This is a genomic window from Pollutimonas subterranea, assembly GCF_002849655.1.
Lineage (GTDB): Bacteria > Pseudomonadota > Gammaproteobacteria > Burkholderiales > Burkholderiaceae_B > Pollutimonas > Pollutimonas subterranea.
The window spans coordinates 1-23,076 of record NZ_PDNW01000009.1; the positions used below are offsets into that span (position 1 = coordinate 1).

The 23,076-nt window shown below is 55.4% G+C and carries 30 protein-coding genes; 21 read left to right on the forward strand and 9 right to left on the reverse strand.

Annotated elements, in window-relative coordinates:
- The 5 genes from CR159_RS11510 to CR159_RS11530 all read left to right on the forward strand — a co-directional run.
- Positions 1-276 (forward strand): ATP-binding protein (locus CR159_RS11510; RefSeq protein ID WP_158238536.1); only part of this gene is annotated, 276 nt, incomplete at its 5' end.
- Positions 277-324: 48 nt separating this feature from the next.
- Positions 325-1,056, forward strand: coding sequence for an enoyl-CoA hydratase/isomerase family protein (locus CR159_RS11515; RefSeq protein WP_233208279.1), 732 nt, complete (start codon positions 325-327; stop codon positions 1,054-1,056).
- A gap of 52 nt (positions 1,057-1,108) precedes the next feature.
- Entirely contained in the window at positions 1,109-2,926 is a 1,818-nt protein-coding gene (locus CR159_RS21870) for a tripartite tricarboxylate transporter substrate-binding protein (protein WP_199173301.1), read from the forward strand.
- A gap of 24 nt (positions 2,927-2,950) precedes the next feature.
- A complete protein-coding gene (locus CR159_RS11525; RefSeq protein ID WP_102074110.1) occupies positions 2,951-4,108 on the forward strand; it encodes an iron-containing alcohol dehydrogenase in 1,158 nt (385 codons plus the stop codon).
- A gap of 5 nt (positions 4,109-4,113) precedes the next feature.
- Positions 4,114-4,995, forward strand: a complete 882-nt coding sequence (locus tag CR159_RS11530) for an amidohydrolase family protein (RefSeq protein WP_102074111.1) — start codon at positions 4,114-4,116, stop codon at positions 4,993-4,995.
- A 189-nt stretch (positions 4,996-5,184) separates the two neighbouring features.
- Here CR159_RS11530 and CR159_RS11535 read toward each other — a convergent pair whose 3' ends face one another.
- Positions 5,185-5,481, reverse strand: a complete 297-nt coding sequence (locus CR159_RS11535; RefSeq protein WP_102074112.1) for a HigA family addiction module antitoxin — start codon at positions 5,479-5,481, stop codon at positions 5,185-5,187.
- A gap of 181 nt (positions 5,482-5,662) precedes the next feature.
- On the opposite strand from CR159_RS11535, the gene CR159_RS21420 reads away from it, so the two are divergent.
- Positions 5,663-5,878 carry a hypothetical protein gene (locus tag CR159_RS21420; protein ID WP_143705460.1) on the forward strand — a complete coding sequence of 72 codons (216 nt, stop codon included), beginning with the start codon at positions 5,663-5,665 and terminating at the stop codon, positions 5,876-5,878.
- A gap of 289 nt (positions 5,879-6,167) precedes the next feature.
- Here CR159_RS21420 and CR159_RS11545 read toward each other — a convergent pair whose 3' ends face one another.
- Both CR159_RS11545 and CR159_RS11550 read right to left on the reverse strand, forming a co-directional pair.
- Complete coding sequence (locus CR159_RS11545; protein ID WP_102074114.1) at positions 6,168-6,827, reverse strand: RES family NAD+ phosphorylase; 660 nt, start codon at positions 6,825-6,827, stop codon at positions 6,168-6,170.
- 44 nt (positions 6,828-6,871) lie between these two features.
- Positions 6,872-7,519 (reverse strand): hypothetical protein, encoded by a 648-nt coding sequence (locus tag CR159_RS11550; RefSeq protein ID WP_102074115.1) that lies wholly within the window; start codon positions 7,517-7,519, stop codon positions 6,872-6,874.
- A gap of 209 nt (positions 7,520-7,728) precedes the next feature.
- On the opposite strand from CR159_RS11550, the gene CR159_RS11555 reads away from it, so the two are divergent.
- Together CR159_RS11555 and CR159_RS11560 are read left to right on the forward strand one after the other, a co-directional pair.
- The gene (locus tag CR159_RS11555) at positions 7,729-7,944 is read left to right on the forward strand and encodes an antitoxin MazE family protein (protein ID WP_102074116.1); all 216 of its coding nucleotides are present in this window, start codon (positions 7,729-7,731) and stop codon (positions 7,942-7,944) included.
- Entirely contained in the window at positions 7,941-8,264 is a 324-nt protein-coding gene (locus CR159_RS11560) for a type II toxin-antitoxin system PemK/MazF family toxin (protein WP_199173302.1), read from the forward strand. Before CR159_RS11555 ends, CR159_RS11560 begins: the two co-directional genes overlap by 4 nt.
- 107 nt (positions 8,265-8,371) lie before the next feature.
- Here CR159_RS11560 and CR159_RS11565 read toward each other — a convergent pair whose 3' ends face one another.
- Genes CR159_RS11565 through CR159_RS11575 form a run of 3 tightly spaced genes read right to left on the reverse strand, consistent with a single transcriptional unit; the run spans position 8,372 to position 9,748 of the window.
- Positions 8,372-8,659: a helix-turn-helix domain-containing protein gene (locus tag CR159_RS11565; protein WP_102074117.1), complete on the reverse strand. Its 288-nt coding sequence runs from the start codon at positions 8,657-8,659 to the stop codon at positions 8,372-8,374.
- A 60-nt stretch (positions 8,660-8,719) separates the two neighbouring features.
- Positions 8,720-9,010: a nucleotidyltransferase family protein gene (locus CR159_RS11570; protein ID WP_102074118.1), complete on the reverse strand. Its 291-nt coding sequence runs from the start codon at positions 9,008-9,010 to the stop codon at positions 8,720-8,722.
- Positions 9,011-9,049: 39 nt separating this feature from the next.
- Positions 9,050-9,748 (reverse strand): GntR family transcriptional regulator, encoded by a 699-nt coding sequence (locus tag CR159_RS11575; protein WP_233208280.1) that lies wholly within the window; start codon positions 9,746-9,748, stop codon positions 9,050-9,052.
- Positions 9,749-9,913: 165 nt separating this feature from the next.
- Between CR159_RS11575 and CR159_RS11580 the strand changes: the two genes are divergently transcribed.
- The 5 genes from CR159_RS11580 to CR159_RS11600 are packed head-to-tail and all read left to right on the forward strand — an operon-like array spanning position 9,914 to position 15,045.
- Positions 9,914-10,897, forward strand: a complete 984-nt coding sequence (locus CR159_RS11580) for a Bug family tripartite tricarboxylate transporter substrate binding protein (RefSeq protein WP_102074119.1) — start codon at positions 9,914-9,916, stop codon at positions 10,895-10,897.
- Positions 10,894-12,033, forward strand: a complete 1,140-nt coding sequence (locus CR159_RS11585; RefSeq protein ID WP_102074120.1) for a mandelate racemase/muconate lactonizing enzyme family protein — start codon at positions 10,894-10,896, stop codon at positions 12,031-12,033. The genes CR159_RS11580 and CR159_RS11585 overlap by 4 nt, the downstream gene beginning before the upstream one ends.
- Positions 12,034-12,039: 6 nt before the next feature.
- Positions 12,040-12,924, forward strand: a complete 885-nt coding sequence (locus tag CR159_RS11590; protein WP_233208281.1) for a fumarylacetoacetate hydrolase family protein — start codon at positions 12,040-12,042, stop codon at positions 12,922-12,924.
- A complete protein-coding gene (locus CR159_RS11595; RefSeq protein WP_102074121.1) occupies positions 12,925-13,884 on the forward strand; it encodes an NAD(P)-dependent oxidoreductase in 960 nt (319 codons plus the stop codon).
- An 18-nt stretch (positions 13,885-13,902) separates the two neighbouring features.
- Complete coding sequence (locus tag CR159_RS11600) at positions 13,903-15,045, forward strand: mandelate racemase/muconate lactonizing enzyme family protein (RefSeq protein WP_102074122.1); 1,143 nt, start codon at positions 13,903-13,905, stop codon at positions 15,043-15,045.
- Between the two features lie 120 nt (positions 15,046-15,165).
- On the opposite strand, the gene CR159_RS11605 is transcribed toward CR159_RS11600, so the two are convergent.
- The 3 genes from CR159_RS11605 to CR159_RS11615 all read right to left on the reverse strand — a co-directional run bounded on the left by CR159_RS11605 (position 15,166) and on the right by CR159_RS11615 (position 16,932).
- Positions 15,166-15,459 (reverse strand): helix-turn-helix domain-containing protein, encoded by a 294-nt coding sequence (locus CR159_RS11605; protein WP_102074123.1) that lies wholly within the window; start codon positions 15,457-15,459, stop codon positions 15,166-15,168.
- Between the two features lie 2 nt (positions 15,460-15,461).
- The gene (locus CR159_RS11610) at positions 15,462-15,803 is read right to left on the reverse strand and encodes a type II toxin-antitoxin system RelE/ParE family toxin (protein ID WP_102074124.1); all 342 of its coding nucleotides are present in this window, start codon (positions 15,801-15,803) and stop codon (positions 15,462-15,464) included.
- Between the two features lie 181 nt (positions 15,804-15,984).
- Complete coding sequence (locus CR159_RS11615) at positions 15,985-16,932, reverse strand: 3-hydroxyacyl-CoA dehydrogenase NAD-binding domain-containing protein (RefSeq protein WP_102074125.1); 948 nt, start codon at positions 16,930-16,932, stop codon at positions 15,985-15,987.
- A gap of 191 nt (positions 16,933-17,123) precedes the next feature.
- Here CR159_RS11615 and CR159_RS11620 point away from each other — a divergent pair, with 191 nt between their 5' ends.
- From CR159_RS11620 to CR159_RS11655, 8 genes are all read left to right on the forward strand, one after another.
- Positions 17,124-18,338 (forward strand): ABC transporter substrate-binding protein, encoded by a 1,215-nt coding sequence (locus CR159_RS11620; protein ID WP_102074126.1) that lies wholly within the window; start codon positions 17,124-17,126, stop codon positions 18,336-18,338.
- A 35-nt stretch (positions 18,339-18,373) separates the two neighbouring features.
- Positions 18,374-19,288, forward strand: coding sequence for a beta-keto acid cleavage family enzyme (locus CR159_RS11625; RefSeq protein WP_102074127.1), 915 nt, complete (start codon positions 18,374-18,376; stop codon positions 19,286-19,288).
- A 330-nt stretch (positions 19,289-19,618) separates the two neighbouring features.
- Positions 19,619-20,059: an Xre family toxin-antitoxin system antitoxin gene (locus tag CR159_RS11630; RefSeq protein ID WP_102074128.1), complete on the forward strand. Its 441-nt coding sequence runs from the start codon at positions 19,619-19,621 to the stop codon at positions 20,057-20,059.
- Complete coding sequence (locus CR159_RS11635) at positions 20,059-20,535, forward strand: RES family NAD+ phosphorylase (protein ID WP_102074129.1); 477 nt, start codon at positions 20,059-20,061, stop codon at positions 20,533-20,535. The genes CR159_RS11630 and CR159_RS11635 overlap by 1 nt, the downstream gene beginning before the upstream one ends.
- A 155-nt stretch (positions 20,536-20,690) precedes the next feature.
- Positions 20,691-20,936, forward strand: coding sequence for a type II toxin-antitoxin system Phd/YefM family antitoxin (locus CR159_RS11640; protein ID WP_102074130.1), 246 nt, complete (start codon positions 20,691-20,693; stop codon positions 20,934-20,936).
- A complete protein-coding gene (locus tag CR159_RS11645; RefSeq protein ID WP_369406252.1) occupies positions 20,933-21,181 on the forward strand; it encodes a type II toxin-antitoxin system VapC family toxin in 249 nt (82 codons plus the stop codon). Before CR159_RS11640 ends, CR159_RS11645 begins: the two co-directional genes overlap by 4 nt.
- A 194-nt stretch (positions 21,182-21,375) precedes the next feature.
- Positions 21,376-21,777 carry a GNAT family N-acetyltransferase gene (locus CR159_RS11650; RefSeq protein ID WP_102074131.1) on the forward strand — a complete coding sequence of 134 codons (402 nt, stop codon included), beginning with the start codon at positions 21,376-21,378 and terminating at the stop codon, positions 21,775-21,777.
- Positions 21,778-23,061, forward strand: a complete 1,284-nt coding sequence (locus tag CR159_RS11655) for a DUF445 domain-containing protein (RefSeq protein WP_102074132.1) — start codon at positions 21,778-21,780, stop codon at positions 23,059-23,061.
- Positions 23,062-23,076 lie beyond the last annotated feature (15 nt).

Below are 23,076 nucleotides of genomic sequence, written 5' to 3' on the forward strand. Positions count from 1 at the left end.
ATCACTCAGTTGGCCAAATTCGACGTACTCATCATTGACGAACTTGGCTACCTGCCCATGACGGCGCAGGCTCGGTTCAATCTGTTCCAGCTTGTCAATGTTCTGTACGAGTACCGATCCATCATCCTGACCACCAATAAGGACTTCACCGACTGGGGCGAGTTCTTCCACCACGATAACGTGGCCATCCCGATCATCGACCGCGTTATCCATCATTCAAACATCTTTATGCTCGGCGGCGAGAGCTATCGACTGAAGCAGAAAACATCCAGTTAGCAAAGAATGGGTGGGTCAATTTTATTGGCCAATAGTGGGTCAAAAGTAATGGCCATTGACAGCCCTAAGCGCGCAAACCGGATAGAGCCTGATGACTTGGCCGTCTTGCATAGTCATATCGATCAGTTGGCCGTAAACAAGGAGGTCCGCGCCATTATTCTCACTGGGACGGGCAAACACTTCAGCGCAGGTTACGACCTCACGTCCATCCTGGCCACTGTTGAAGAGGACCCTACTGCAGCCACGGCCGTGAATCCGTTCGGAACCATGGTCGACGCCTTCGAGGCATTGCCGCAACCCATTATTTGCGCCATGAACGGTGGTGTTTACGGCGGTGCAACGGACTTGGCGCTGGCCTGCGATTTACGGTTGGCCGTGCCTCATACCCAGATGTTCATGCCTGCCGCCCGGCTAGGTCTGCATTATTACTTGCATGGCATGCAGCGCTATGTGTCGCGCCTCGGTTTCAACACCGCCAAGCGACTGTTTCTGTTTGCAGAAAACATGGATGCCCAGCAGATGTTGCAGACGGGTTTTGTGGACCGCATTGTTGCCGCTGAAGAACTGGAATCCGAAGCCCGCAACGCCGCATTGGCAGTAGCCGGGTTTGCGCCCCTTGCCGTTCAAGGCATGAAGCAGGCGCTCAATCGCTTGGCGCACGACACGCTCAACGTCGAAGAATTCGCCCGCAATGAAACGGCATGCCTGCGCTCAAGCGACATCAAGGAAGGCGTAACCGCCTGGCAAGAAAAACGAACACCCAAATTCCAGGCGCGCTGAGCTTTGCGCACGGCCGTCACCACCATCATATAAAACGAAGAGGAGACTGTTAATGCGTATTCAACGCAATCGCTTAATTAATGCTGTGCTCATGGTAGCGACTGCATCCATTCTGGCATCGCAACCCGCCCGCGCTTCAGATGATTATCCGAGCCAGCCCATACGGGTGCTGCTCGGCTATACACCCGGGGGCGCCGCCGATGCCGTCGCCCGATCCATTACCCCGAAGCTGAGCGAGCTGCTGGGCCAGCCCGTAGTGGTCGAATACAAGGCCGGGGCGGGCGGGGCGATTGCGGCCGACAACATTCTGCGCGCCGCTCCCGACGGTTATACATTGCATCTGATCGACTCTGGAACAATGGCCATCTTGCCCAACGTGCGCAAGGTCAAGTATGAGCCGCTCAAGTCGTTCGCCCTGATCGGCATGGCTGCGCAGGGAGGCCTGGCGCTGGCGGTTAGCCCGTCGATCCCCGCCAATACGGTTCCTGAATTGCTGAAACTGCTCAAGGCAAAGCCGGATTACTACAACTATGCCACTTCCGGGGTAGGTGGCGGCGGGCATGTCGCAGCCGAACTGTTGAAGATGGAAACAGGCACGAAGATGGACCATATCGCCTACCGTGGCGGCGGCCCTGCCATGGCCGATCTGGTGGGCGGGCAGATTGGCATAGGAATGTCCACCCTCGCACCTGCCATTCCGCAAATCATGGCCGGCCCCACCTGCGGCATGATGCTCGCCGATCTGGGCGCGGACGTCATCAAGGTCGAAAAGCTGCCTTATGGCGATGACTCCCGCGTCTATACCGGCAACTCGACGGAAGCACTGCCCGCACCGTTCGTCATGCTCAATCGCAACAAGCGGGGCATGGCCATCGACCTGAAAGCGCCGGCAGGGCAAGACATCATCAAGCGCATGGTCTCCCAAAGCGATGTCCTGCTTGAGAATTACCGAAAAGGTGCCATGGACCGGCTCGGCCTGGGTTGGGACGCGCTTTCCGAACTTAACAAAAGGCTGGTCTATTGCTCGATCTCCGGCTATGGCAGAACCGGTCCTTACGCGGAAAAAGGTGGGTTCGAACTGATCGCTCAGGGCTTCAGCGGAATCATGAGCGTGACGGGCGAAAAGGGCGGTGCGCCGCTTAAGTCTGGGAACTCGGTGGCTGATATCAATTCTGGTGTCCTGGCCGTCATAGGCGTCTTGTCGGCATTGCTGCACCGTGCCAATAGCGGGCGCGGACAGTTTATAGAGACATCGCTGATCGACGCATCACTACAGCAAATGTACTGGTTTGCCGCGATGTACTTCCAGACCGGAAAGTCGTTGAGCGCATCGGGTTCCGGCCATCCACTGGCCGCTCCTTACCAGGCATTCAAGACTCGTGACAGCTGGCTGGTATTGGGCGGGGCTAACCAGGCCAACTGGGAGCGCATTGCCGACTTGCTGGGTCATCCGGAATGGAAGACCGACCCAAAATTCGCGACGAACGCCGAACGCAAGAATAACGAAGACGAGTTGGCCGGCCTCATTTCGGAGCAGCTCAGCGCGCATACCACTGATGAATGGCTGGCTCGCTTCGATGCCGCCAACATTCCGGCAGGCCCTGTCAATACCATAGAACAAGCGCTGAACCACCCGCAAACCCGCGCCCGCAACATGGTCATTGAAGTGGATCACCCCATTGCAGGCAAGGGACATGCGCTGTCATTACCCATCAAGTTTTCCGAAACTCCGGCTACTATCAGGCGGCCGGCCCCATTGCTGGGAGAAAACACCCGCGAGATTCTTCGCGAATACGACTTCAGCGACGGTGAAATTACGGATTTGCTAAGCCAGGGCGTGGTAGCTGAACCTCGCCCGACGGCTTCCTGATAACGTTATAAACATACAGCCATCATGAGTCCATTTAAATTCAACACCACTCCTTCGATTGTTTTCGGCGCCGATACGCTGCAACAGTTGGGCACCCTGGCGCTCGAGCACTTGGGCAAGCGCATTGCGCTCATTACCGACGCGGGCCTGGTCAAAACGGGCCTGGTGGCCAAGGCAGTCACCAGTCTTGAGAACCAGGGGCTAGCCTGCCTCGTCATCGACGGCGTACAGGCCGATCCGGCGGAGCACATTATCCTGGACTCGGTCGAAAAAGCGCGACAGTTCGGGGCGACCGCGGTGATTGGCATGGGCGGCGGGTCGTCCCTTGATGCCGCCAAGCTGGTCGCAGTTTTGCTGGGTGGTGAACAGACGCTGGAAAGCCTTTATGGCATCAACCAGGTAAGGGGTTCACGCTTGCCCTTGCTGCTTATACCGACCACGGCGGGAACGGGGTCCGAAGTTACGCCCATTTCCATTATTACGACCGGTACGCATGAAAAGAAGGGCGTGGTATCGCCCAAGCTTTTACCCGACATTGCCTTGCTCGACCCGGTGCTGACGCTGGGCCTGCCGCCGCACGTAACGGCGGCAACAGGCGTAGACGCCATGGTTCATGCCATTGAATCCTATACGTCGATCAACGCCAATAACAATCCCGTCTCTAAGGGCTTGGCCATTCAAGCGCTGCAGTTGCTGAGCGCAAACATCCGTACAGCGGTCAAGGAACCCGGCAATATCGAGGCGCGATCGGGTATGTTGCTGGGCTCGATGCTGGCCGGCCAAGCATTTGCCAATTCGCCGGTTGCCGCCGTACATGCGCTAGCCTACCCGTTGGGCGGACACTACGGCATACCCCACGGTTTATCCAACGCGCTCATGCTGCCGCAAGTCTTGCGCTTTAACGCCTCCGCGTGCGCTGACGCCTATGCCGAGCTTGCGCCATACATCGTGCCGGCGCTGAGGCAGGGCACGGTCGAGAGCCTGTGCGAACAAGTGATTGCCGCCATTGAAACGTTGATCATTGATATTGGCCTGCCGAACCGCCTGAAAGACATGGATATCCCGGAAAGCGCCTGCCCTGATTTGGCCAGCGATGCCATGAAGCAAGCTCGCTTACTTGTAAACAACCCCCGCGAAGTAACGCTGGACACGGCTTTGCGCATGTATCAAGATGCCTGGTAATCCTCATGCCTATCCCCGGTGATCTGAACAATCCTTGCCTTGGACCCTTGCTCACCATCGAACCCCCACGGTTCGAGGTGCCGGCGGGGGCGTGCGACACGCATGCCCATGTCATCTCGGCCGACACGGCGACTTACCCACTGGTTGCGACCCGCTCATACACGCCTGCGCCCGCGCCCGAAGATGCTTACTTGCACATGCTCGAAGGCTGCGGCATGAGCCGAGGCGTATTGGTGCAGGTCAGCGTCTACGGCACAGACAACCGCTATATGCTTGAGGTATTGAAACGCCATCCCGAGCGTTTACGCGGTGTTGCGGTTGTCGACCCGGCAGTCACCGATAGTGAGCTCGCCCAACTGCATGCCGCAGGTGTGCGCGGCATACGAATTAATGTGCTGTTTGGCGGCGGCATAGGTTTCGATGCCATGGAAACCCTGGCCGCCCGTATTGCGCCTTTGGGCTGGCATATGCAGTTTCTGCTGGATGCCAGGCAGCTTCCAGAAATCATGCCCCGCATTTCCGGGCTTCCATGCCCGATAGTCATCGATCATATGGGCCATATGCCCGCCGCCCTTGGCGTGGACGACCCAGGCTTCCAGGCGCTTCTTCATTTGGTGAAGAATCGCGATACGTGGGTGAAGCTGTCCGGGGCCTATCGTTTAAGTACCGATTTTGATCAATATGCCGACGTAACGCAGTTTGCCCATGCCTTGGTCGATGCGGCACCTGACCGCCTCGTGTGGGGCAGCGATTGGCCCCACGTCGCTATTACGCAAATGCCGAATACGGGGCGCCTGCTCAATCAGCTCGAGCAGTGGGTGCCGGATGCGGCGACCCGCAATCGTATTTTGGTCGATAATCCGCAGCGGCTATATCAGTTTGTTTGATTGAGCAATTGCGGGGGGATATTATCGCTCTGGATTTCTCCCTTGCGTGACGTTGTGCGACCTTGGGTGGCCGACGGTAGAGACCGTAGCAGTCGGTCTGGTTTAGGCTGGATTCAGCCCGACTGAGTTCGAGTTGTGGAAGGTCGGGTGATGGCAGCCTTCAGCCTCGATTCGCCGGAATTTTTGCTTTTATACGTGTTCCAGTGGCTGAATTTTCGCCAGTATGTCCTGTATTTTCTCACGAGCAACTTCTGTATCGTGCATTACCTGGGCACGCAACCAGTAGCCATCCGAAAGACCAAAGAAACGTGGCAGGCGTAGATCCGTATCAGCAGTAATAGCACGTACCCCTTTTACTATTTCGTTAATGCGCCGAGCGGATACACCAATTTCTTTGGCTAAGCGGTACTGACTGACTCCCATTGGTGTCAGGAATTCTTCCTGCAACAGTTCCCCGGGCGTTACCGGCGCAATTTCACGACCCATGGTCAACTCCTTTTAACAATGTTAACGAAACGGGCAATTCGCCTGCCTTCGTGCAGTGATTGGGTATCGGCGCATTTGAAGGATTTGATCATGTTGAAACATTGACGCATGGCGTTAATAACGTCAACCGTTACTCTACCACCGAGCATCCTGATACCCTTGGCGTCCTGTGTGGCGATGCTTGCTTCTGCGCGAAACTCAAGTTCACCCGACAGCGCTTGCAACGGCGGAATTAGAAAACTCGAAAATCGGCCACAGTTTGCTCGAGCGCTGGAGCGTCGAGCCTGTTCTTTTTAAGAAAACCCTCCCATCCCATTTGTTTTTGCGCATCGGCAGCGAAAGAATCAGTGAGGGCAAATGGAACGCCTTGCGGGACGGCTGCGGCACGGCGGTCTAGCGTCACCCCCGATGGCTGTCTCGGCCTTGCTCAACAGTTTTGCGCGGACCGACACGCCCGAATTGCGCTCGCTCATTACCGGGTGCTCACGTCAATGTCTGCAGATACGGACGCATCAACCCACGATTACGATTTAATTCGTTATGCACTACGCTGAAATCGCAACCCTAAATGTCCGGCGAAGTCATTTAAAGCGGGTAGCCTTGAGTGACCTGGGCGAGCTCGACTTTAAGGAGCATGAACGGGTTCTCGCCTTCCGGTTCGACCGAGGAACATGGGTTTAGTCAAATCAAATGTTGGGGGCGATCGCGGCGCCCGCCTCGGCCAGTAGTGTGACGATATCATTCTCGTAGGCAGAGATGGGGTGGGTTCGGTTGGGCTTCAAGCTTTCAACGTTCACCCTGTCACCGAAGAGCATATACGCTTGAGCCGTGGAATCGCGTTGCGAGGTCCAATACAGGCCCTGGGCGTTGGGATAGTGCTCCCAAATCCAGAGCGCCCAGGCTCGCGTTCGAGGGTAGATGGTTTTTTGCCCATCACTAAGCGCAAAAGGAGCCAAGCCCGCCGCAGACATCCCTAAGGAAGTCAAGTTAATCACGCGTAGTGGGCACAGAACAAAGAGTGAACTCAAGTGCAGGGTGCTTTGCAGGTCACGCTCCAGGTCATGAATGTAGCCGGCCGAGGGCCGAGGCAAGTCATGCAGCAGCACCTCTGCAATGGCGCCGCGCTCAGAGTCAGCCGCATAGAGCGTGGGAATAATTGCCCCCGTGTCTGTACAACGAAGCGGACTAAATCGGGCGTTGCCGAGCCCTGAATCATTGAATTGGTCGGCCGCATACTTACCGCTATCGCCGTCATAGGAATGGATGCGAAAGAGTACACGAGGCTGTCTCTCTATGAGTTGAAAGTCACCTGGGGGCGTCAACGGTGGGTCGGGCAGATCATGCATGACCGCGTTCCAGCTTGGTGTCTAAATAGTGATGTCCCGATTGGCTAACCATGGACCGGACCCACGGCATGATCCATGGCGGCGGCGACGACCTCATCAGGCTGACTGGCCACTAAGTCCATGGGGCGCCTGCTGCCCAGGTAGCTGCAGTCAGAGCTGAACCAGGAGGCGATTCGAAATGGAGAGGCCCCCTCCAACGTAGAAATCACATCGCCAATAACCGGACGTGGCTGCCAGAATTCATCAAACGCGTACGCCGGGTAAAAGCGCTTACCTTCGCGCTCGATGGCAAAGAGCTTGCCTTCACTATGCCAACGACTGACGATCCCATGGGGATTCTTTGCTTGCGCGTTGCGCTTCAAGCCAATCTCTTCGGCGCTATACCATTCTGTGGCGTTAAGCACGATTTCAATGGCTCGACTCTCTAGGGAGGCGCGAGATGCCACGGCGCGTCGCATGGGAGTCGCATCGACCACTGTCTGCAGGGCGGCTTCTTCAATACTATTCAATACGGTGCGCATCTCCAGCGCATAGCGGGCTACCTGGATATCCGCAGTGCCGCTCTCTTGTGCAAGGCTGGACGACAGGCGTTGCACGGAGCGATCGCTCTCTTTGCGGGCGGTATCAACGATGGCCACGCCGATATTGACAGCGCTGGATCGCAGGGCGATAGAGTCGTGATCATGAGCCATGATATCTTCCTCAATGAGACGTGCCGGATTCTGCTCCGGTAGTATCGTTAGTTTACTACCGCATCTCGCAAAACTCACGAAACTTTTTTTACTCGGTGCTTTTTCACTGCCGACGATCTCCCAGTCGATTTAAGTCATGCCGGACTGGTTGCTGTGCAAGTACATGTCAAGTAACATGAAACCTTCGCGGCACAGATTCGGAGCAGATCATGCGCAACTCGTCAACGGAGAAGGTTATACGACATCGCGACCGCTTACGCGCCAGTGGGATGAGGCCGATACAGCTTTGGGTACCTGATACGCGCACCTCTGAATACGCAGCTCGGATCGAACGCCAGTGTCTGGCATTGCGCAATGACCGAGCCGAGATTGACGTGTTGGCCTTCTCCGAGGCCGCTGCTGCCGATATCGAAGGCTGGAAATGATTCACCGGGGTGATTTCGTAGTCGTGTCGTTACAAGGTGACTATGGTAAGCCACGGCCTGCACTAGTCATCCAGTCCGATTTGTTAAGCGAGCTCAACAGCGTGATCATCTGTCCAGTGACAAGTGAAATCAGGGATGCCATGTTTCGTGTCGTCGTGGAACCTGACGCATTCAACGGCTTGCAAGTACTCTCTCAGGTCATGGTCGATAAAGTATTCACGCTGCCTCGCATAAAGGTCGGCGCAGCTTTCGGACGATTGGATGCTGACAAAATGCGGGCGGTCGAACGGGCCTTGTTGGTGGTAGTAGGCATTGCCTGATGGCTCTCATGGCAACTTCCCAGCCCGTTCCCTGGCATCCTAGAAATGCCAAAAGCAACCTATCCCGGTCACGGAATGCCTGCTTAAATAGTAATCTTTCCAACTACTCAAATGAATCGGACTTCCAAGCGCTTTCCGAGTGCTGCGGCGTATTTTTGAAGGGTGGCCATTGAGGGCGAGTGTTTGCCGGTCACCAGGGCATTTTCCAGGCGGGCCACAGCAGGGGCCTGTGTGCCCATGCGTTCAGCCACCTGGGCCTGCGTCAGGCCAGCCTCGGCTCGTGCGTTCAGGATCGCATCAAGCATCGGCATTTCCTCACGCTCAATCCGTTCGTATTCTGCGCGCACGGCAGGGTCTTTCAACATTTCCTGGATAAATTGTTCATGCGTTTGCATCTTTCACCTCCTTCAGACGACGTTCCGCAAGTCGTCGCTCTTTGAGCGGCGTCTTGTCGGTCATATAGGTATTGCGTTGGCCAGAACTGATGCTCGAAACTTCTCTGGAAGCGCCTTTGGGGTTACAACGTCCACAGGTACACCAAGTAATTCAAGCAACTCATGGCGAATGGCACCTATGTCAAAAAGCGTCATGCCCGGAGCGGGATCTATCAATAGATCCAGGTCGCTACTTTCGGTGTCGTTCCCCAGGGCTGTTGATCCAAAAACACGAGCATTTGGTGCTCGATGCGATTGCACTATATCTCTAATAGCTTCCCGATGGGATGCAAGGGCCAGAGAAGGTCTCATATCGATTCAGTTCCTTTCTCAGCTCGGGATGAAAAACCGCTATACGATGGACCGTCTATCGCTCGCACCCCTGCTCAACTGGGCAAAAATATACTCTCCTGCCTCGGTGATGTCATTCCGAATCGACTGTGCCACTTGCGTCGCATTGCGAGCCTGTAAACCGCTAATCGTAAGGCTGTGATGGTCGGTTTGCTTCAGGTTCGGGACGTAGTCCCGCAACACCGCATTAAGTGCCGGCCCGCAACGTAACCAAAGTATCTCGGTGATATCGGTCACCACATCCATGTGCGCATGCTCGTACAAAGAAAAATGAAAGCGGCGGTGCAAGTCCAGATAGGTGTTTTTATTGCTCTTGTCGATGCTTTTTTTCATTTGTTCGACCAACTGCTCAAGCCGGTGTATCTGTGTGTCGCTTATGTTGGCCGTGGCCGCATAGGCCAACCGCGATTCAAGATCGGCGCGCAAAAACATGAGCTGCTGAAATTGCCCCGCATCGAGGTGGGGCACCGAGGCGCCGCCCTTTTGGCCGCCGGGGCCGCGGTCTAAAACGCGCTCCGCAATCAAGTGATTGACCGCGTCGCGCACCGGAGTCAGGCTGATTCCGAGTTCACCTGCAACTTCGCGCAGGATGATGCGCTGGCCGGGCTCGAACTTTCCCGATAGCAAGGCCTTCTTAAGTTCGGAATAGGCGAGATCCCATAGGGTATTTTTGTCAATAGGAGAGAGGGCGGTGGCCATGCGGTTCCGAGAGGAAAAATGCGGATTTTGATATGTTAACTGATTGCCCTCGTTCATATGCATTTGTTATTCATTGTTTGTTATTCGTTGTTTGTTATAACAAACTAAGATAGAATTATTTCGTGGTTCCTTACAACGATGACTAATGTGGTCTGGAGACAAAACATGAAGCACATCAAAAAAATCGCCTTAAGCCTTGTGATCGCTGCTACGCCTCTGGTTGGCTGGGCCGCCGCCGATAAATTTCCTGAAAAAGATATCCAGCTCGTAATCCCATGGAATGCGGGTGGTTCCAACGATATCGCGGCAAGACAACTGCAGAAAATTATTGCCGATCAAACAGGTACCACGGTAATTGTGGAGAATTTGCCGGGGGCGACCGGATCTATCGGCATGACGAAAGTCGCTCGCGCTGCCCCCAATGGTTATACCGTCGCCATGGGGACCAGCTCGACGCTGGCTCAAATCGCCCAGAACATGACGCCTTTGCGAAACGACCAGTTCACGCCTATCGCTCGTGTGTCGGTTGACCCCCTGATGCTGTTGGTGCCGTCTGATGCCCCCGCCACCGATTTGAAGAGCTTCATTAAGTACATGAGCGATAACCCTGGCAAGGTCTCGATCGGCACCCCCGGCACGCACAACCTGAACCATATCTTTGCTGAAATGACATCCAGGGCCGCGGGCGTACCTTACATCGGTGTCCCGTATACGGGTGGGGCCAAAGTCATCTTGGATCTTGCTGGAAAGCAAATTGACGCGGCCGTACTCAAGCCATCCGAGAGCAAAGGTCAGGTCGACGCCGGCAAAGTCAAACCGCTGGGCATCTTTGCCGATCAACGGCTCGATATCATGCCCGACGTTCCGACCTTCAAAGAGCTTGGCTACGACGTCTTCCCCTACGGAAAACTGGTGCAGATGGCCTATATCGTGGCGCCAGCCGGCATCTCCGATGAAGCCCGTGCCGGTTTGATCAAGCTGTTTGCCAATGCCATCAACAGTCCTGAGTTCAAGAAATTTGCCGACGCTAACGGCGTGCTGATCAGTCCTTTGACCGGCGACGAACTGACGAAAGAAATCGACAGCGTGCAAACGACCCTGAACAGCGTGAGCGATAAAGTTTTCAAAAAAGTGGAAGAGAAGAAATGAGCCCAATCAAAAAAGTGACCTGCCACGTCGTCAGCGCGGCCATCGAGAAACCTTTTACCTCGTCGCGAGGCTGGCTGTACAAGACCCGGGGCTCGTGCATTGTCGAGATTGAAACGGCGGATGGAGTGGTGGGCTGGGGCGAATGCTACGGCCCGGCCCACGTCGCCAAAGCCTTCATCGATACCCAGTATGGACCGCGCATCCTGGGCCGGGATGCTTTCGATGTCGAGGTTATATGGGAGGATCTCTATAACCGAATTAAGGACTACGGTTCCAAGGGCATGGCCATTGCCGCCATAAGCGGCATTGATATTGCCTTGTGGGACATCATCGGCAAGGTATGCGGCAAGCCCGTCCACAAGCTTATCGGCGGCGCCTACCGTGAACAGGTCAATGCCTATGCGACCGGTCTTTACTTCATCGACATGGATCGCCTCATCGAAGAAGCGGTCGATGAAGCACAAGGCTATGTTGAAGACGGATTCACCGCGGTCAAGATGAAGATTGGGCTGGGCTCGCCCAAGCTGGACATTGCACGCGTCGAGGCCGTGCGCAAGGCCATTGGCGACGACGTGCGCCTCATGGTTGACGCCAATCATTGCTTTACCGTCCCGGCGGCCATACGCTTGGGCCGCCAGTTGGAGCAGCTTGATGTTGAGTGGTTCGAAGAACCGATCTCCCCCGAAGATCTCGACGGCTATGTCGAAGTCACGCGCGCTCTGGATATGGCCGTCGCAGGCGGCGAGAACGAGTACACCCGCTGGGGTTTCAGGGATATTGTCACCCGCAAGGCCATGGACATTATCCAGCCCGACGTATGCGCAGCCGGGGGCATCAGTGAGTGCAGGAAAATCGCGGCCTTGGCGACCGCGCACGGCGTGGAATGCGTTCCGCATGCGTGGGGATCTGTTATTGGGGTGGCGGCGACCTTGCACTTCCTTGCCGCGTTGCCCGACCAACCGCCAAGTTTCCGTCCCACGCCACCGCTTTTCGAGTTTGAACAGTGCGAAAACCCATTTCGCGATCACCTGGCATTGGAACCGATCACGCAGTCCAAGGGTGTAGTGGTGATACCTACCGGCGCGGGACTGGGAATCGAGATTGACCGCGCCGTCCTGAAAAAATATTCGGTCTGAGGCCCTATGCGTTTTGTCACGTTTCTACATGAAGGCAAGGCTAGGGCAGGGGTGATCCACCAGGACAGTGGTGATCGGTTGATAGATGGCGGCCATCCTTCAAGGCCGGCTGCGCTCCAAGGCCTTGAACCGGACATGATGGCCTGGATACGTTTTGGCCTGGAGCGGCTATCGCATGAGCTGTCGGCCACCGAGATCGCTCCCGAATGCCTGCTGCCTTTGTCGGCGGTCAAGCTGTTGGCGCCCTTGCGGAACCCGGGGAAGATCGTTGGTGCGGCCTTCAACTACAAGGATGGACTCGTGTTTGGCAAGCGCGAGTTCCCCGCCGAGCCGGTGATTTTCGTCAAGTCCATGTCCACCGTTATCGGCCCGGATGACATCATCGAGATCGATACGGTAAACCAGGTCACCTATGAGGCCGAACTGGCGGTCGTCATTGGGCGCCAAGCGCTGAAGGTATCGCGCGACGACGCCATGGACTACGTGTCGGGATATGTGATCTTTAATGACGTAAGCACCACGAATTATGTGCGTGAAGACGGCGGCTTTGTGCGCGGAAAAAACCAGCCGACCTCTGGGCCGCTTGGGCCCTGGATACGGTCTTGCGATGACATCAGCGATCCCTATGCGCTTGCCGTGACGCTGGATGTCGACGGCCGGCGCCTGCAGGACTCAAACACCTCGCAGATGCTTTATCGCATTGATGAATTGATCGAATACGCGTCGGCACGCATGCCGCTGGATCTGGGCGATATCATTGCCACTGGAACGCCGGTTGGCGTGGCCGCCAATCATGAACCGCCCGCATGGCTGATGCCCGGAATGAGAGTGTCCGCCCGGCTGGAAGGCCTGGGCCAACTCAATAATATCGTGGCAAAAAGGGAGTTATAGATGTCCGCATCAACGTTAAAGGTATTGCTTACCAACCCGATCCTGAAAGAAGAACACGAGCGGCTGGCACAGTACGCCGAAGTTGTCATCGCCAGAAGTACCGACGACGACACACTGCGTGCCCTGGTAGGCGACGCTGACGGCCTGATTGTCCGGGCCAAGCTGCCGGATGATATTTTCGATCACCAGACCCGGCTTAAGGGAGTGGTCCGTCATGGGGTGGGGCTTGACATGATTCCCATGGAGCAGGCCACAAAGAAAAAGCTTCCCGTGGCCAATGTCCCTGGCTCGAATACCGCGTCGGTGGTGGAGTACTGCCTGAATGCCATGTTCCGTTTGCGTCGCGATATGGGCCGTCTGGCTCTGGACAATCAAGCGCTGGACTGGGACGCCGTCCGGCCGCGGGCCAACGATACTTCCGAGTTGGCGGGGCAGACGCTGGGCATTGTCGGCGTGGGCGCCATCGGCGGCGCCTTGGCCAAGGTGGCCGATGCCTTGGGCATGCGTGTCGTTGGATACACGCGACGCAAAGAAAACCTGCCCGAGTACGTGGAGGCTCGCGACAAAGAGCAGCTGTTTTCGAGTGCAGATATCATCGTATTGTCTTGCCCGCTTACGCCGGAAACGCGGCATCTCGTCGATGCCGCCGCCTTGGCGCTCATGAAGCCCACGGCCATGCTGATCAATGTGTCGCGCGGCCCGGTCATCGAGACGCAGGCCTTGGTGCAAGCCTTGCAGGAAAATCGTCTTGGCGGCGCGGTTCTGGACGTACACGATAATCAGCCGATCACGCCGGGCATGTACCCCGCCACACTCGGCAACTTGGTGCTCACGCCGCACATCGCGGGAATTACCCGCTCCAGCATGGCCCGGATGAGCACCGGAGCCGTCGACGAGTTGATCCGTATTCTGCAAGGCCAGGTACCGGTCAACTTGGTAAACCCCGAGATCTACCAATAATCATACAAGGCGGTCACTATGAAGATAAGTAATATCCAGGCCTATCCAATCTCGTTTCCGGTTCCGGAAGATAAGTCAGTGCGTCTGGGCATAGGTAAAAGCGTCAAGCGGGATGCCGTCCTGGTGAAAGTCGAAACCGACGCAGGCTTGACCGGGTGGGGCGAAGCACACCATGGCAGGTGCCCGGGGGCGATCGCCAAACTCATCGACACGACCATCAGGGAATTGGTGCTGGGCATGGATCCGATCGACGTGTCCGGCGTATGGGCCCATGTTCATAAAATGCAGATTTCCAGTCACGGCATGGGCTCAGCCGCCGCCCTGGCCCTAAGCGGGCTCGATCTGGCCCTATGGGATATTCGGTGCCAGGTCGCCGATATGCCGCTGCATGCGCTGATTGGGGGTAAACGTAAACCCATCAAGGCGTATGCCGGCGGCATTTCTCTGGGCTGGCAGGCAACGACCTCGCTCGTTGATGAAGCGCTGGACTATGTCGGCCAAGGATACCGGGCGCTCAAGTTGCGGGTGGGTGACACGGTGCTGCGCGATATCGAGCGAGTGAGTGCAGTCCGCGCTGCGGTGGGGCCGGAGATCGACATTCTGGTCGATGCCAACACCAATTATTCACTCGATGATGTGCGGCGGGTGTTGCCTGCCTATGATGAACTGAATGTGGGTTGGCTGGAAGAACCTTTTCCGGCGCACGATCTGAGCGTCTACCAGCGCGCCTCTCTGTTGGGACGCACGCCTTTTGCTGCGGGCGAAAATCACTACACAAGGTACGAATTTGCACCTTTGTTGGCCTCTGAGGCAGTGGCCCACGTGCAGCCAGACCTGTCCAAGGCCGGAGGCGTCACTGAATCGTTGAAGATTGCCGCGATGGCCAGCTGTTATAAATTGCGGGTCCATCCGCATACCTCGGCCACGGCCATAAACATGGCCACTACGCTTCAGTTCTTATGTGGTATCGATAATCCGGGCTACTTCGAAGCGGACCTTACCGCCTATAACCCGTTTCGTGATCAGCTCGCAAACACGCTGCCCTATGTTCTTGATAAAGACGGATGCGTCACGGCGTACGACGAGGTCGGTATTGGCTTGAAACTCGATCAAGCGTTTATCGATGCCCATCCCTTGATTGAAGGGCCTTGCTACGTGTAGGAGGATTTTGCCGGTGCACATTCAAGTCTACATCGTCAACAAGTTAAGATTGTGCAGGGCACCGTATTGGCCGCAGTATTGTCGATGGCTGTTCCAGCGCGCCGCGATGGCGGCAGTCTTTTATACGTGCGCTGGCTCATTCTCATGAACGCGCAGCTCGATGTGTAGTCCTCCTGCGGCAAGCATGTTGACGAGCGTATCGAGACTGAATAGGTCGATTTTTCCGCGCATGAGGTCTGAAATGCGGGGTTGGGTCACGCCAAGCTGCTTGGCGGCCTCGGCTTGGGTAAGCCCATGGCGTTTGATCATTTCGATCAAGATAATAATTAGAGCAGACCGGGCTTTTAAATTCGCCGCTTCGCCAGGAGTGTCAGAGATGGCATCCCATACGCTTTCGAATCGCTGTTTGCTCATTTTTAATAGTCCTTGATAAGTGCCTTGTATCGCATCTTGGCAAGATTGATATCAGGTTGTTCTGTTCTTTGGCTGGTTTTTTGAAAACAATGCAAGACGTACACCGCGTCTTCGAACTTTGCTACATAAATCACGCGGAACGCACCATCCTGATCTTTAATTCGAATCCCTTTGGTTCCTTGCCCAACGATTTTCATGGGTTTCCAGTCGTCCGGGTCCAGTCCGCGTTGAACGCGATCCAGCTGTACACCAGCTTCGCGCTTTGCAGTAGCGGGGAAAGACCGCAAGTCGTCTAGAGCGCTACCGCAAAAATCTATGGGTTTCAGGATCGGCGGTTGTTCCATGCGGAAATTATACAAGTGTTTGTATAAAATGCAACGTCTGACACTAGGCAGGTGGCGGGCCAGTGAGCCGCCCCTCCCGGGGCAATATTCCATGTCCTAGCCCCAGCTAACACAGTTGCTTGCCGTTTATGATGACCAGTGTATCGGCCATCCTTGCCGCAGCACCATTGCTAGCCAGCACCTATGGCAACTTCCCAGCCCGTTCCTTGGCATCCAGCAACGCCATCAGCAACGCATCCCGCTTTTGAATCAAAGCGGCTTCATCGTGTTCCTTGAGCTCGTCCCTCACGCCTTGCGAAATTTTCTTCTTTGTTTCGGTAGTCAGCGGGGCATGGCCCAGGTCGGCCCACCAGTCCTCAATGGGCGGCCCCAAATGTTCGAGCAAGTGTTCAATACCGCCTACGCCACCCGAAAAATGCAGGTTCATGAACGGACCCAGCAATGCCCACCGCAAGCCCGGCCCCTGCGATATTGCGGTGTCCAGATCCGCCACCGAGACCACGCCTTGGTCGACCAGATAACACGCTTCCTTCCATAATGCCGCTTGCAGGCGATTGGCCACGTGGCCTTTCACTTCTACCCGGATATGAATCGGCTTTTTGCCGATAGCGTGATAAAACGCCATGGTGCGCTGTACGGTCTCGTCGGAAGTATGCTCACCCCCGACTACCTCCACCAATGGAATCAGGTGCGGTGGATTAAACGGATGCCCCAGTACGATACGTTCAGGATGCAAAGCGCCTTGCTGCATCTGGCTGACCAACAAGCCTGACGAGCTCGATGCAATCAGCGTGTTGGCGCTGGTCGCCGCTTCTATCTTGGCAATAATGGCATGCTTGACATCCAGCCGCTCGGGACCGTTTTCCTGAATGAATTGCGCGTCGCGCACCGCGTCGCCGATGTCTGTGCAGAAACGCAGCTTGTCGAGCGATGCTTCGTTACTTAGACCCGGCTGCAAGGCGGGCCAGAATGATCGCACCAGCCGGTGAAGCTCAGCCTCGGCATTTTCGCCGGGATCCGTGGCAGTCACAGACAGGCCTCGCGCCAGGAAGTATGCCGCCCAGCTGGCGCCGATAACGCCGCAGCCGACAACCGCGACGTGATCAATTCGTAATTCGTTTCCGCTCATTAGTTTCTCCTTTCTGCGATGGATGGGGTTAACCCGAGAGCACGGTATTTACCCTTGACGGCACCATCGATTCTTTCTATTGTTAAACGCAAAGGCAGGCAGCCAGCCCGCGCGTCGACTCATGTCGCGTACGCTACCACGCATTACCTCAACACCAAAAATACAGGCTTTTCAGCCACGGAGACGGATTCATGAAACACCCCTTTTTATGGGCAACGGTAGTCGGCGCGCTTGCCGCAATGGGCAGCAGCGCCTCTGCAAACACAATCTCCGACGATACTATACGCATTGGGTTCATCACTGATATGTCGGGCGTATACGCCGACTACGATGGCCCGGGTGGGGCCGAAGCCATACGGCTTGCCATCGCCGATGCCGGTGGCGCCATCGACGGCAAGAAAATTGAGTTTTTCGTGGCAGATCACCAGAACAAGGCCGATATTGCGTCGGCCAAAGCGCGCGAATGGTTCGATAGCGGAAAACTGGATGTCCTTCTGGGGGGCACGAACTCCGCGGCCAGTCTGGCCATGTCGGCAGTAGCCGCCGAAAAGAACAAGTTGTTCATTTCCACCGGCGCGGGCTCATCGGCATTGGTCAACGAACATTGCTCACCGTTCACCATTCAATATACCTATTCCACCAGCGCACTGGCTGCCGGCACCGGCGCCGCAGTGGTCAAGAATGGCGGGAAGAAATGGTTCTTCATTACTACCGACTATACGTTTGGTCACGCCCTGGAAAAAGAGACGTCCGAAGTCGTCAAGAAAGCCGGGGGCGAAGTCGCCGGCACGGTACGCGTGCCCTTGGGCGCCGCCGACTTTTCGTCGTTTATTCTGCAAGCGCAGTCGTCGGGCGCAAAAATACTTGGCCTGGCCAACGCCGGCGGCGATTTTGTCAACGCCGTCAAGACTGCCGCCGATTTTGGCTTGAATAAAACCATGAATATGGTGGGCTTGACCGTATTCATGCTGGACATCCATACGTTGGGTCTCGCGGCAACGCAGGGCATGTATTTTACGTCGCCGTGGTACTGGAACCAGTCGGAGGAAGCCAGTAAGTGGTCGGCCCGCATGGAAGAGAAAATCAAGCGCAAACCTTCATACATCCAGGCCAGCGACTATTCCGCCGTGCAGGCGTACCTGAAAGGCGTGGCTGAAACCAAGACCGATGATGGCGCCACCATCATGAAATGGTTCAAGGCCAACCCCGTTAACGATTTCTTCGTTAAAAACGGTGTGGTGCGCGAAGATGGCCGCATGATGAACGCCATGACGCTGCTGCAAGTGAAGACCCCCGCGGAAAGCTCGGGTCCCTGGGATTATCACAAGACTATCGACACGCTGGCGCCGGAAGCACTCTACGGGTCGCTGTCCGAATCGACGTGCAAGTTTGTCGCCAAAAGCTGATTCAACTGATTCTTTTAATTTTGCAGCCAACCAACATGACCAAGAAAAAAATCATCGTAACCATCGCTCCTACCGGCGGCATGGCGTTTAAAAGCCAGAATCCGCATCTTCCGACCCAGCCCGGCGAAATTGCGCAAGATACCTACGATTGCTATAACGCTGGTGCCAGTGTGGTGGCGGTGCATGCCCGTAATCCGGATGACGGCGCCACGTGCAATGCCAGCATTTATCATGACATCAATACCCGTATACGCGCCAAATGCGACATCGTCATCAACAACTCGACCGGCGGTGGCGTGCATGGCGAAATGATCGGGCAGGCAGCCAACGGCTACTGGGAAATCCTGTGGGAAGAGCGCATCAAAGGCATGGATGCTGGCGCCGAGATGTGCACGCTGGATGCCACAACCATTATCGCGAGCTTCGATAATAAAGAAATCCTGATGAACACGTCACCTTCCCGGTCTCGGGAACTGGCTCAGGAAATGAAGAAACGCGGCATCAAACCGGAATGGGAGGTTTTCAGCCCCACCCATATTCTTCAGGATACCGCCACGCTGATCGCCGACGGCCTGGACGATGAACCCTATTACATCAACCTGGTCATGGGCGTGCACCGCGGCTTTCAGAACGCCATGCCTTATACCCCTGAAATACTGCAGTCCATGGTCAACCTATTGCCTAAAGGTAGCATTTTCGGTGTCAGCGGTATTGGCTCGGCACAGTTACCGTGCGCCATGAATTCCTTGTTGCTTGGTGGGCACGTTAGGGTAGGGCTGGAAGATAACTTGTACTACTCTCAAGGCGAGCTGGCCACCAACGTTCAACTTACTGAACGGGTTGTGCGCTTGATTCGCGATATGGGCTATGAACCGGCAACGCCAAAGGAAGCCCGCGAAATGATGGGTCTGCCACGAAATGGTCCAGTACGACCGGAGTTTTCGGTATAGAGAACGGCAAGCTTACGGTTCGGGATTTCGTACACGCAGTTACGCTGACCAATCATCGGCTTCAAGCGGTCCTAGTTCCGGATCTGTCTCCATCTCGGCTGGTCGGCGGCCGGATGGATTTCTTAAAATTGACGTAACGTACTGATCGCTATCACTTGCATGCACGAACTACAGTCCCAATATGGGACTGTAGCAAGCAGTGCCATGTTGGTGGTGGTCGGTCTGCTTGACCACTGACCTGGGCATCTTTGAATCAGTCAGAATAATGACGGCTCATCATCAATATGATGTACCATTATTAAGCAGCCTAATTTCCGTACGGAGAGTCTTATGACGACTCAAACAACGCAGCAAAATGACAATGCTTTCAAAAACATTGCTGTTCCAGCCAAGGCATTCACTGATCAGGCGGTCTACATCCAGACCGTCCGTGAAGGAATCTCCGGTAGGGTTGTAAAGCAAGCCATTGAGGCGCTGGGCGGTAATCGAGAATTGTTCATCCGATTGCTGAACACGACATCGGCCAATCTGAACCGCTACTATCACAAGAAAGTATTAAACCGTAGCGATAGTGAAGAGGTTTTGGATACGCTACGGGTCTACAGATATGCATTGCGAATTTTCGGAGACGAGAACCTTGCGCGGGAATGGTTGGCCACACCTATACCTGCGCTGGCCGGTGTCCCCCCGTTGGATCTTTTTGACACCTTTGAAGGACGCACTCTGGTCCGGACGGCCCTGCGCAAACTGGAGCACGGAGAGTTCAGTTGATGCAGTTGTTTCGGATATGTCCTGAGCAATATATAGAAAACTATTCAGGACTGGGTGCCAGCTATCGAGATGGCGCCCGCTGGAACAAAGCAGGCATTCCTGTGCTTTATTTTGCGTTGACCCCCGCAGTAGCGCTGCTGGAAATGGGAAACTACCTGCCGTCTCCACGGCTGGTACCAAAAAGCTATCGTCTGGGTATTTACGAACTGCCTGATTCTGCTTTATGCGAAAGCTTGGACAGGGATCAATTACCCGATGATTGGCCGCAATATCCGTATCCAGAATCGACTCAGTCAATCGGAACCGAATGGTTGAAAAAATGCGGTGCCCTGGTATTACGAGTGCCCAGTGCGGCGGTTCCCGCTGGGCTGGAGCAAATCGCTGTGGTTAACCCCCGTCATCCGGATTGCCGACAATTAACGCTGGTAGATATCAAAACTGATTTATACAACAAACGTATTTTCCAGGGAACTTGAGCGTAAGTCCTAGCGCATCGTAAGCGAACTCACTTGCACTAGGCTGCTGCGGCTAACTTCGGTTATAGCCGTTCGCTCGCTGGCTCGCTGGGAGCGCTTGTTTAATGGCCGTTATGCTAACCTAAACTAACCGAACTAAGTTTACTTAGCCTGCTATGCAAATTATTAATATCCACGAAGGGAAGACCCATTTATCACGCCTAATAGAACAGGCCGTAAAGGGCGAGCCCTTCATTATCGCCAAGGCAGGAAATCCATTGGTCAAGGTAACCCGGCTTGATGCGCCGGCGACCGGGCAGAGGCGCAGGCTTGGTTTTATGACGGGGCAAATTTCGGTTCCTGACGACTTTGATCGCATGGGCGATCCGGAAATTGAATTGCTCTTCGGCGGCAAGGAATGAAGTTTTTACTGGACACCCACGTGCTGCTTTGGGCGGCCGGTTCACCTGACAAGTTGTCGCAAGCTGCACGGACATTGCTGGAAGACCCGCAAAACGAACTGCTTTTCAGTGCTGCAAGTCTTTGGGAAATCGCAATCAAATGCGGTCTGGGCCGCGCCGATTTCCAGGTGGACGCAAGAGTGTTACGGCGCGGGCTGTTGGATAACGGTTATCAGGAATTGAGGGGATCACCTTGCTCACAGTAGACGGGGTGGTCGCCCAATACCCAGGGCCGATGCGACAGGTGTAGAGCGAGACCTGCCCTCTACCCAGCGTAAACCCTAGCGCATCATATTTGTTCTTGACGGCATTCACGTTTCTTCCTATCGTGAAAACGGTAGCAGCCCAGTTTCACACCCCGGCACATCAATGAAAACGGTAATGAGGATACACACACGTCATGACTGAACTCGTAACAGAAATCCAAGACGGCATAAAACCTTTGCTGACCCCTTATCTCGATAAGCTGGTCAATCACAAATTCGATGTCCAACCCGATGAGCTTGAAGTGAAGTGCCAGCAAGACGACAGCGAGCTTACCTGGGCTACGCTGTTGCGGCTAACGATTAGCCCCGAAGGCAAGCAGGTGCAGATAAGCTGCATTAGCACGCCGGGCATCATGAAGGGGCAGGGCCTGGGGAAGAAGTTGATCCGTGCCATCTATATTCCAGCCAAGGCACATGGCTACGAGGTCTTTGTCACCGACATGACGCCCGGCTTCTACGAACGCCTGCTGCGCAGGGGCGCGCGCTCTTGCAACGATGAAATGGTCCAGATCAACGACGATACTGTCCTGGCATGAATGGATAAGGAAGCAGATTTAAGGAAAGCGAAGCGGCGTGCCCTTGCATGGCTGATGGTGGCCGCTGTCTTGTTTGTAGCAATGCTTCTTGCGCCGCATAACGTCTGGACACTGGGCATCAAGGCGATGGCCGAAGCGGCAATGGTCGGCGCCTTGGCCGACTGGTTTGCGGTTGCCGCGCTTTTCAGGCGGATTCCCATTCCGTTCATCTCCCGACACACGGCCATCATCCCGCGTAACAAGGATCGAATAGGTGATAACCTTGCCGCTTTCGTCCAGGAAAAGTTCCTGGACGCGTCCTCCATTGTGAGCCTGATTCGCAAGCATAATCCTGCGCAATTGATTGCAGACTGGTTGACGGCGCCTGCGAATACGCAAAGGCTTAGCGTACATGTCGCAAGCTTGTTGCGCACCGTCCTGGACTTTATCGACGATGTGCGAATCCAGATTTTCATGAAAGATGCCATCCACGCGGCAATAGACAAGATCGATTTATCTCAATCGGCGGGGACTATATTGGATGGGCTGACCAAGGATGGCCGTCACCAGGAGCTTCTGGACCAGAGCATTGCGCAATTGACGACGCTTCTGAACAAGCCGGCGACACGTGACTTTATCTGCCAGCAGATCATCCAGTGGATCAAGCGCGAACATCCCCGCAAAGAGAAACTGCTGCCTACCGCTTGGCTGGGCGAACACGGGGCCGAGCTGATCTCCGAGACCGTGAATGCCGTGCTTGACGACATCGTGAACGATGACAAGCACGCGTTGCGCAAGGAGTTCGACGATTATGTGTATAAATTGATCGAACGACTCAAGCACGACCCGGATACCGCGCGCAAGGCCGAAGAGATCAAGCTGTACCTGAAGAACGATGTCGCGCTTAACACCTACATCAATCAACTGTGGGGTGGTTTAAGAACCTGGCTCAAGGCAGACCTCGATCGCCCCGATTCTGTGCTGCATGCCAAGGTGGCGGCATCCGGTCGATGGATAGGACTGGCCGTGGCGCAGGACCAGAACCTTCGTGATTCGCTGAACGCGCATATGGAATATGCCGCGCAACGCATGGCGCCCGACTTTGCTAAGTTTCTGACGCGACACATCAGCGATACGGTGAGAGGCTGGGATACCGAAGAAATGTCGCGCCAGATCGAACTGAATATTGGCAAGGACTTGCAATACATTCGCATCAACGGCACGTTTGTGGGCGGATGCGTCGGACTGATCCTGTACCTGCTTTCCATGCTGCCGGGTTTGTGGAGTGCGACCCCGGCAGGCTGACTGGTGCTCAAGCGC

Bases quoted from the DNA above. Each gene is read 5' to 3' on its own strand.
- CR159_RS11555 (WP_102074116.1), top strand. From the start codon at position 7,729: ATGCGCAACTCGTCAACGGAGAAGGTTATACGACATCGCGACCGCTTA.
- CR159_RS11585 (WP_102074120.1), top strand. From the start codon at position 10,894: ATGAGCCCAATCAAAAAAGTGACCTGCCACGTCGTCAGCGCGGCCATC.
- CR159_RS11550 (WP_102074115.1), bottom strand. From the start codon at position 7,519: ATGGCTCATGATCACGACTCTATCGCCCTGCGATCCAGCGCTGTCAAT.
- CR159_RS11635 (WP_102074129.1), top strand. From the start codon at position 20,059: ATGCAGTTGTTTCGGATATGTCCTGAGCAATATATAGAAAACTATTCA.
- CR159_RS11580 (WP_102074119.1), top strand. From the start codon at position 9,914: ATGAAGCACATCAAAAAAATCGCCTTAAGCCTTGTGATCGCTGCTACG.
- CR159_RS11525 (WP_102074110.1), top strand. From the start codon at position 2,951: ATGAGTCCATTTAAATTCAACACCACTCCTTCGATTGTTTTCGGCGCC.
- CR159_RS11650 (WP_102074131.1), top strand. From the start codon at position 21,376: ATGACTGAACTCGTAACAGAAATCCAAGACGGCATAAAACCTTTGCTG.
- CR159_RS11620 (WP_102074126.1), top strand. From the start codon at position 17,124: ATGAAACACCCCTTTTTATGGGCAACGGTAGTCGGCGCGCTTGCCGCA.
- CR159_RS11590 (WP_233208281.1), top strand. From the start codon at position 12,040: ATGCGTTTTGTCACGTTTCTACATGAAGGCAAGGCTAGGGCAGGGGTG.
- CR159_RS11615 (WP_102074125.1), bottom strand. From the start codon at position 16,932: ATGAGCGGAAACGAATTACGAATTGATCACGTCGCGGTTGTCGGCTGC.
- CR159_RS11530 (WP_102074111.1), top strand. From the start codon at position 4,114: ATGCCTATCCCCGGTGATCTGAACAATCCTTGCCTTGGACCCTTGCTC.
- CR159_RS11565 (WP_102074117.1), bottom strand. From the start codon at position 8,659: ATGCAAACGCATGAACAATTTATCCAGGAAATGTTGAAAGACCCTGCC.
- CR159_RS11625 (WP_102074127.1), top strand. From the start codon at position 18,374: ATGACCAAGAAAAAAATCATCGTAACCATCGCTCCTACCGGCGGCATG.
- CR159_RS11515 (WP_233208279.1), top strand. From the start codon at position 325: ATGGCCATTGACAGCCCTAAGCGCGCAAACCGGATAGAGCCTGATGAC.
- CR159_RS11535 (WP_102074112.1), bottom strand. From the start codon at position 5,481: ATGGGTCGTGAAATTGCGCCGGTAACGCCCGGGGAACTGTTGCAGGAA.
- CR159_RS11630 (WP_102074128.1), top strand. From the start codon at position 19,619: ATGACGACTCAAACAACGCAGCAAAATGACAATGCTTTCAAAAACATT.
- CR159_RS11600 (WP_102074122.1), top strand. From the start codon at position 13,903: ATGAAGATAAGTAATATCCAGGCCTATCCAATCTCGTTTCCGGTTCCG.
- CR159_RS11645 (WP_369406252.1), top strand. From the start codon at position 20,933: ATGAAGTTTTTACTGGACACCCACGTGCTGCTTTGGGCGGCCGGTTCA.
- CR159_RS11560 (WP_199173302.1), top strand. From the start codon at position 7,941: ATGATTCACCGGGGTGATTTCGTAGTCGTGTCGTTACAAGGTGACTAT.
- CR159_RS11655 (WP_102074132.1), top strand. From the start codon at position 21,778: ATGGATAAGGAAGCAGATTTAAGGAAAGCGAAGCGGCGTGCCCTTGCA.
- CR159_RS11575 (WP_233208280.1), bottom strand. From the start codon at position 9,748: ATGGCCACCGCCCTCTCTCCTATTGACAAAAATACCCTATGGGATCTC.
- CR159_RS11605 (WP_102074123.1), bottom strand. From the start codon at position 15,459: ATGAGCAAACAGCGATTCGAAAGCGTATGGGATGCCATCTCTGACACT.
- CR159_RS11570 (WP_102074118.1), bottom strand. From the start codon at position 9,010: ATGAGACCTTCTCTGGCCCTTGCATCCCATCGGGAAGCTATTAGAGAT.
- CR159_RS11610 (WP_102074124.1), bottom strand. From the start codon at position 15,803: ATGGAACAACCGCCGATCCTGAAACCCATAGATTTTTGCGGTAGCGCT.
- CR159_RS11545 (WP_102074114.1), bottom strand. From the start codon at position 6,827: ATGCATGATCTGCCCGACCCACCGTTGACGCCCCCAGGTGACTTTCAA.
- CR159_RS11595 (WP_102074121.1), top strand. From the start codon at position 12,925: ATGTCCGCATCAACGTTAAAGGTATTGCTTACCAACCCGATCCTGAAA.
- CR159_RS21870 (WP_199173301.1), top strand. From the start codon at position 1,109: ATGCGTATTCAACGCAATCGCTTAATTAATGCTGTGCTCATGGTAGCG.
- CR159_RS11640 (WP_102074130.1), top strand. From the start codon at position 20,691: ATGCAAATTATTAATATCCACGAAGGGAAGACCCATTTATCACGCCTA.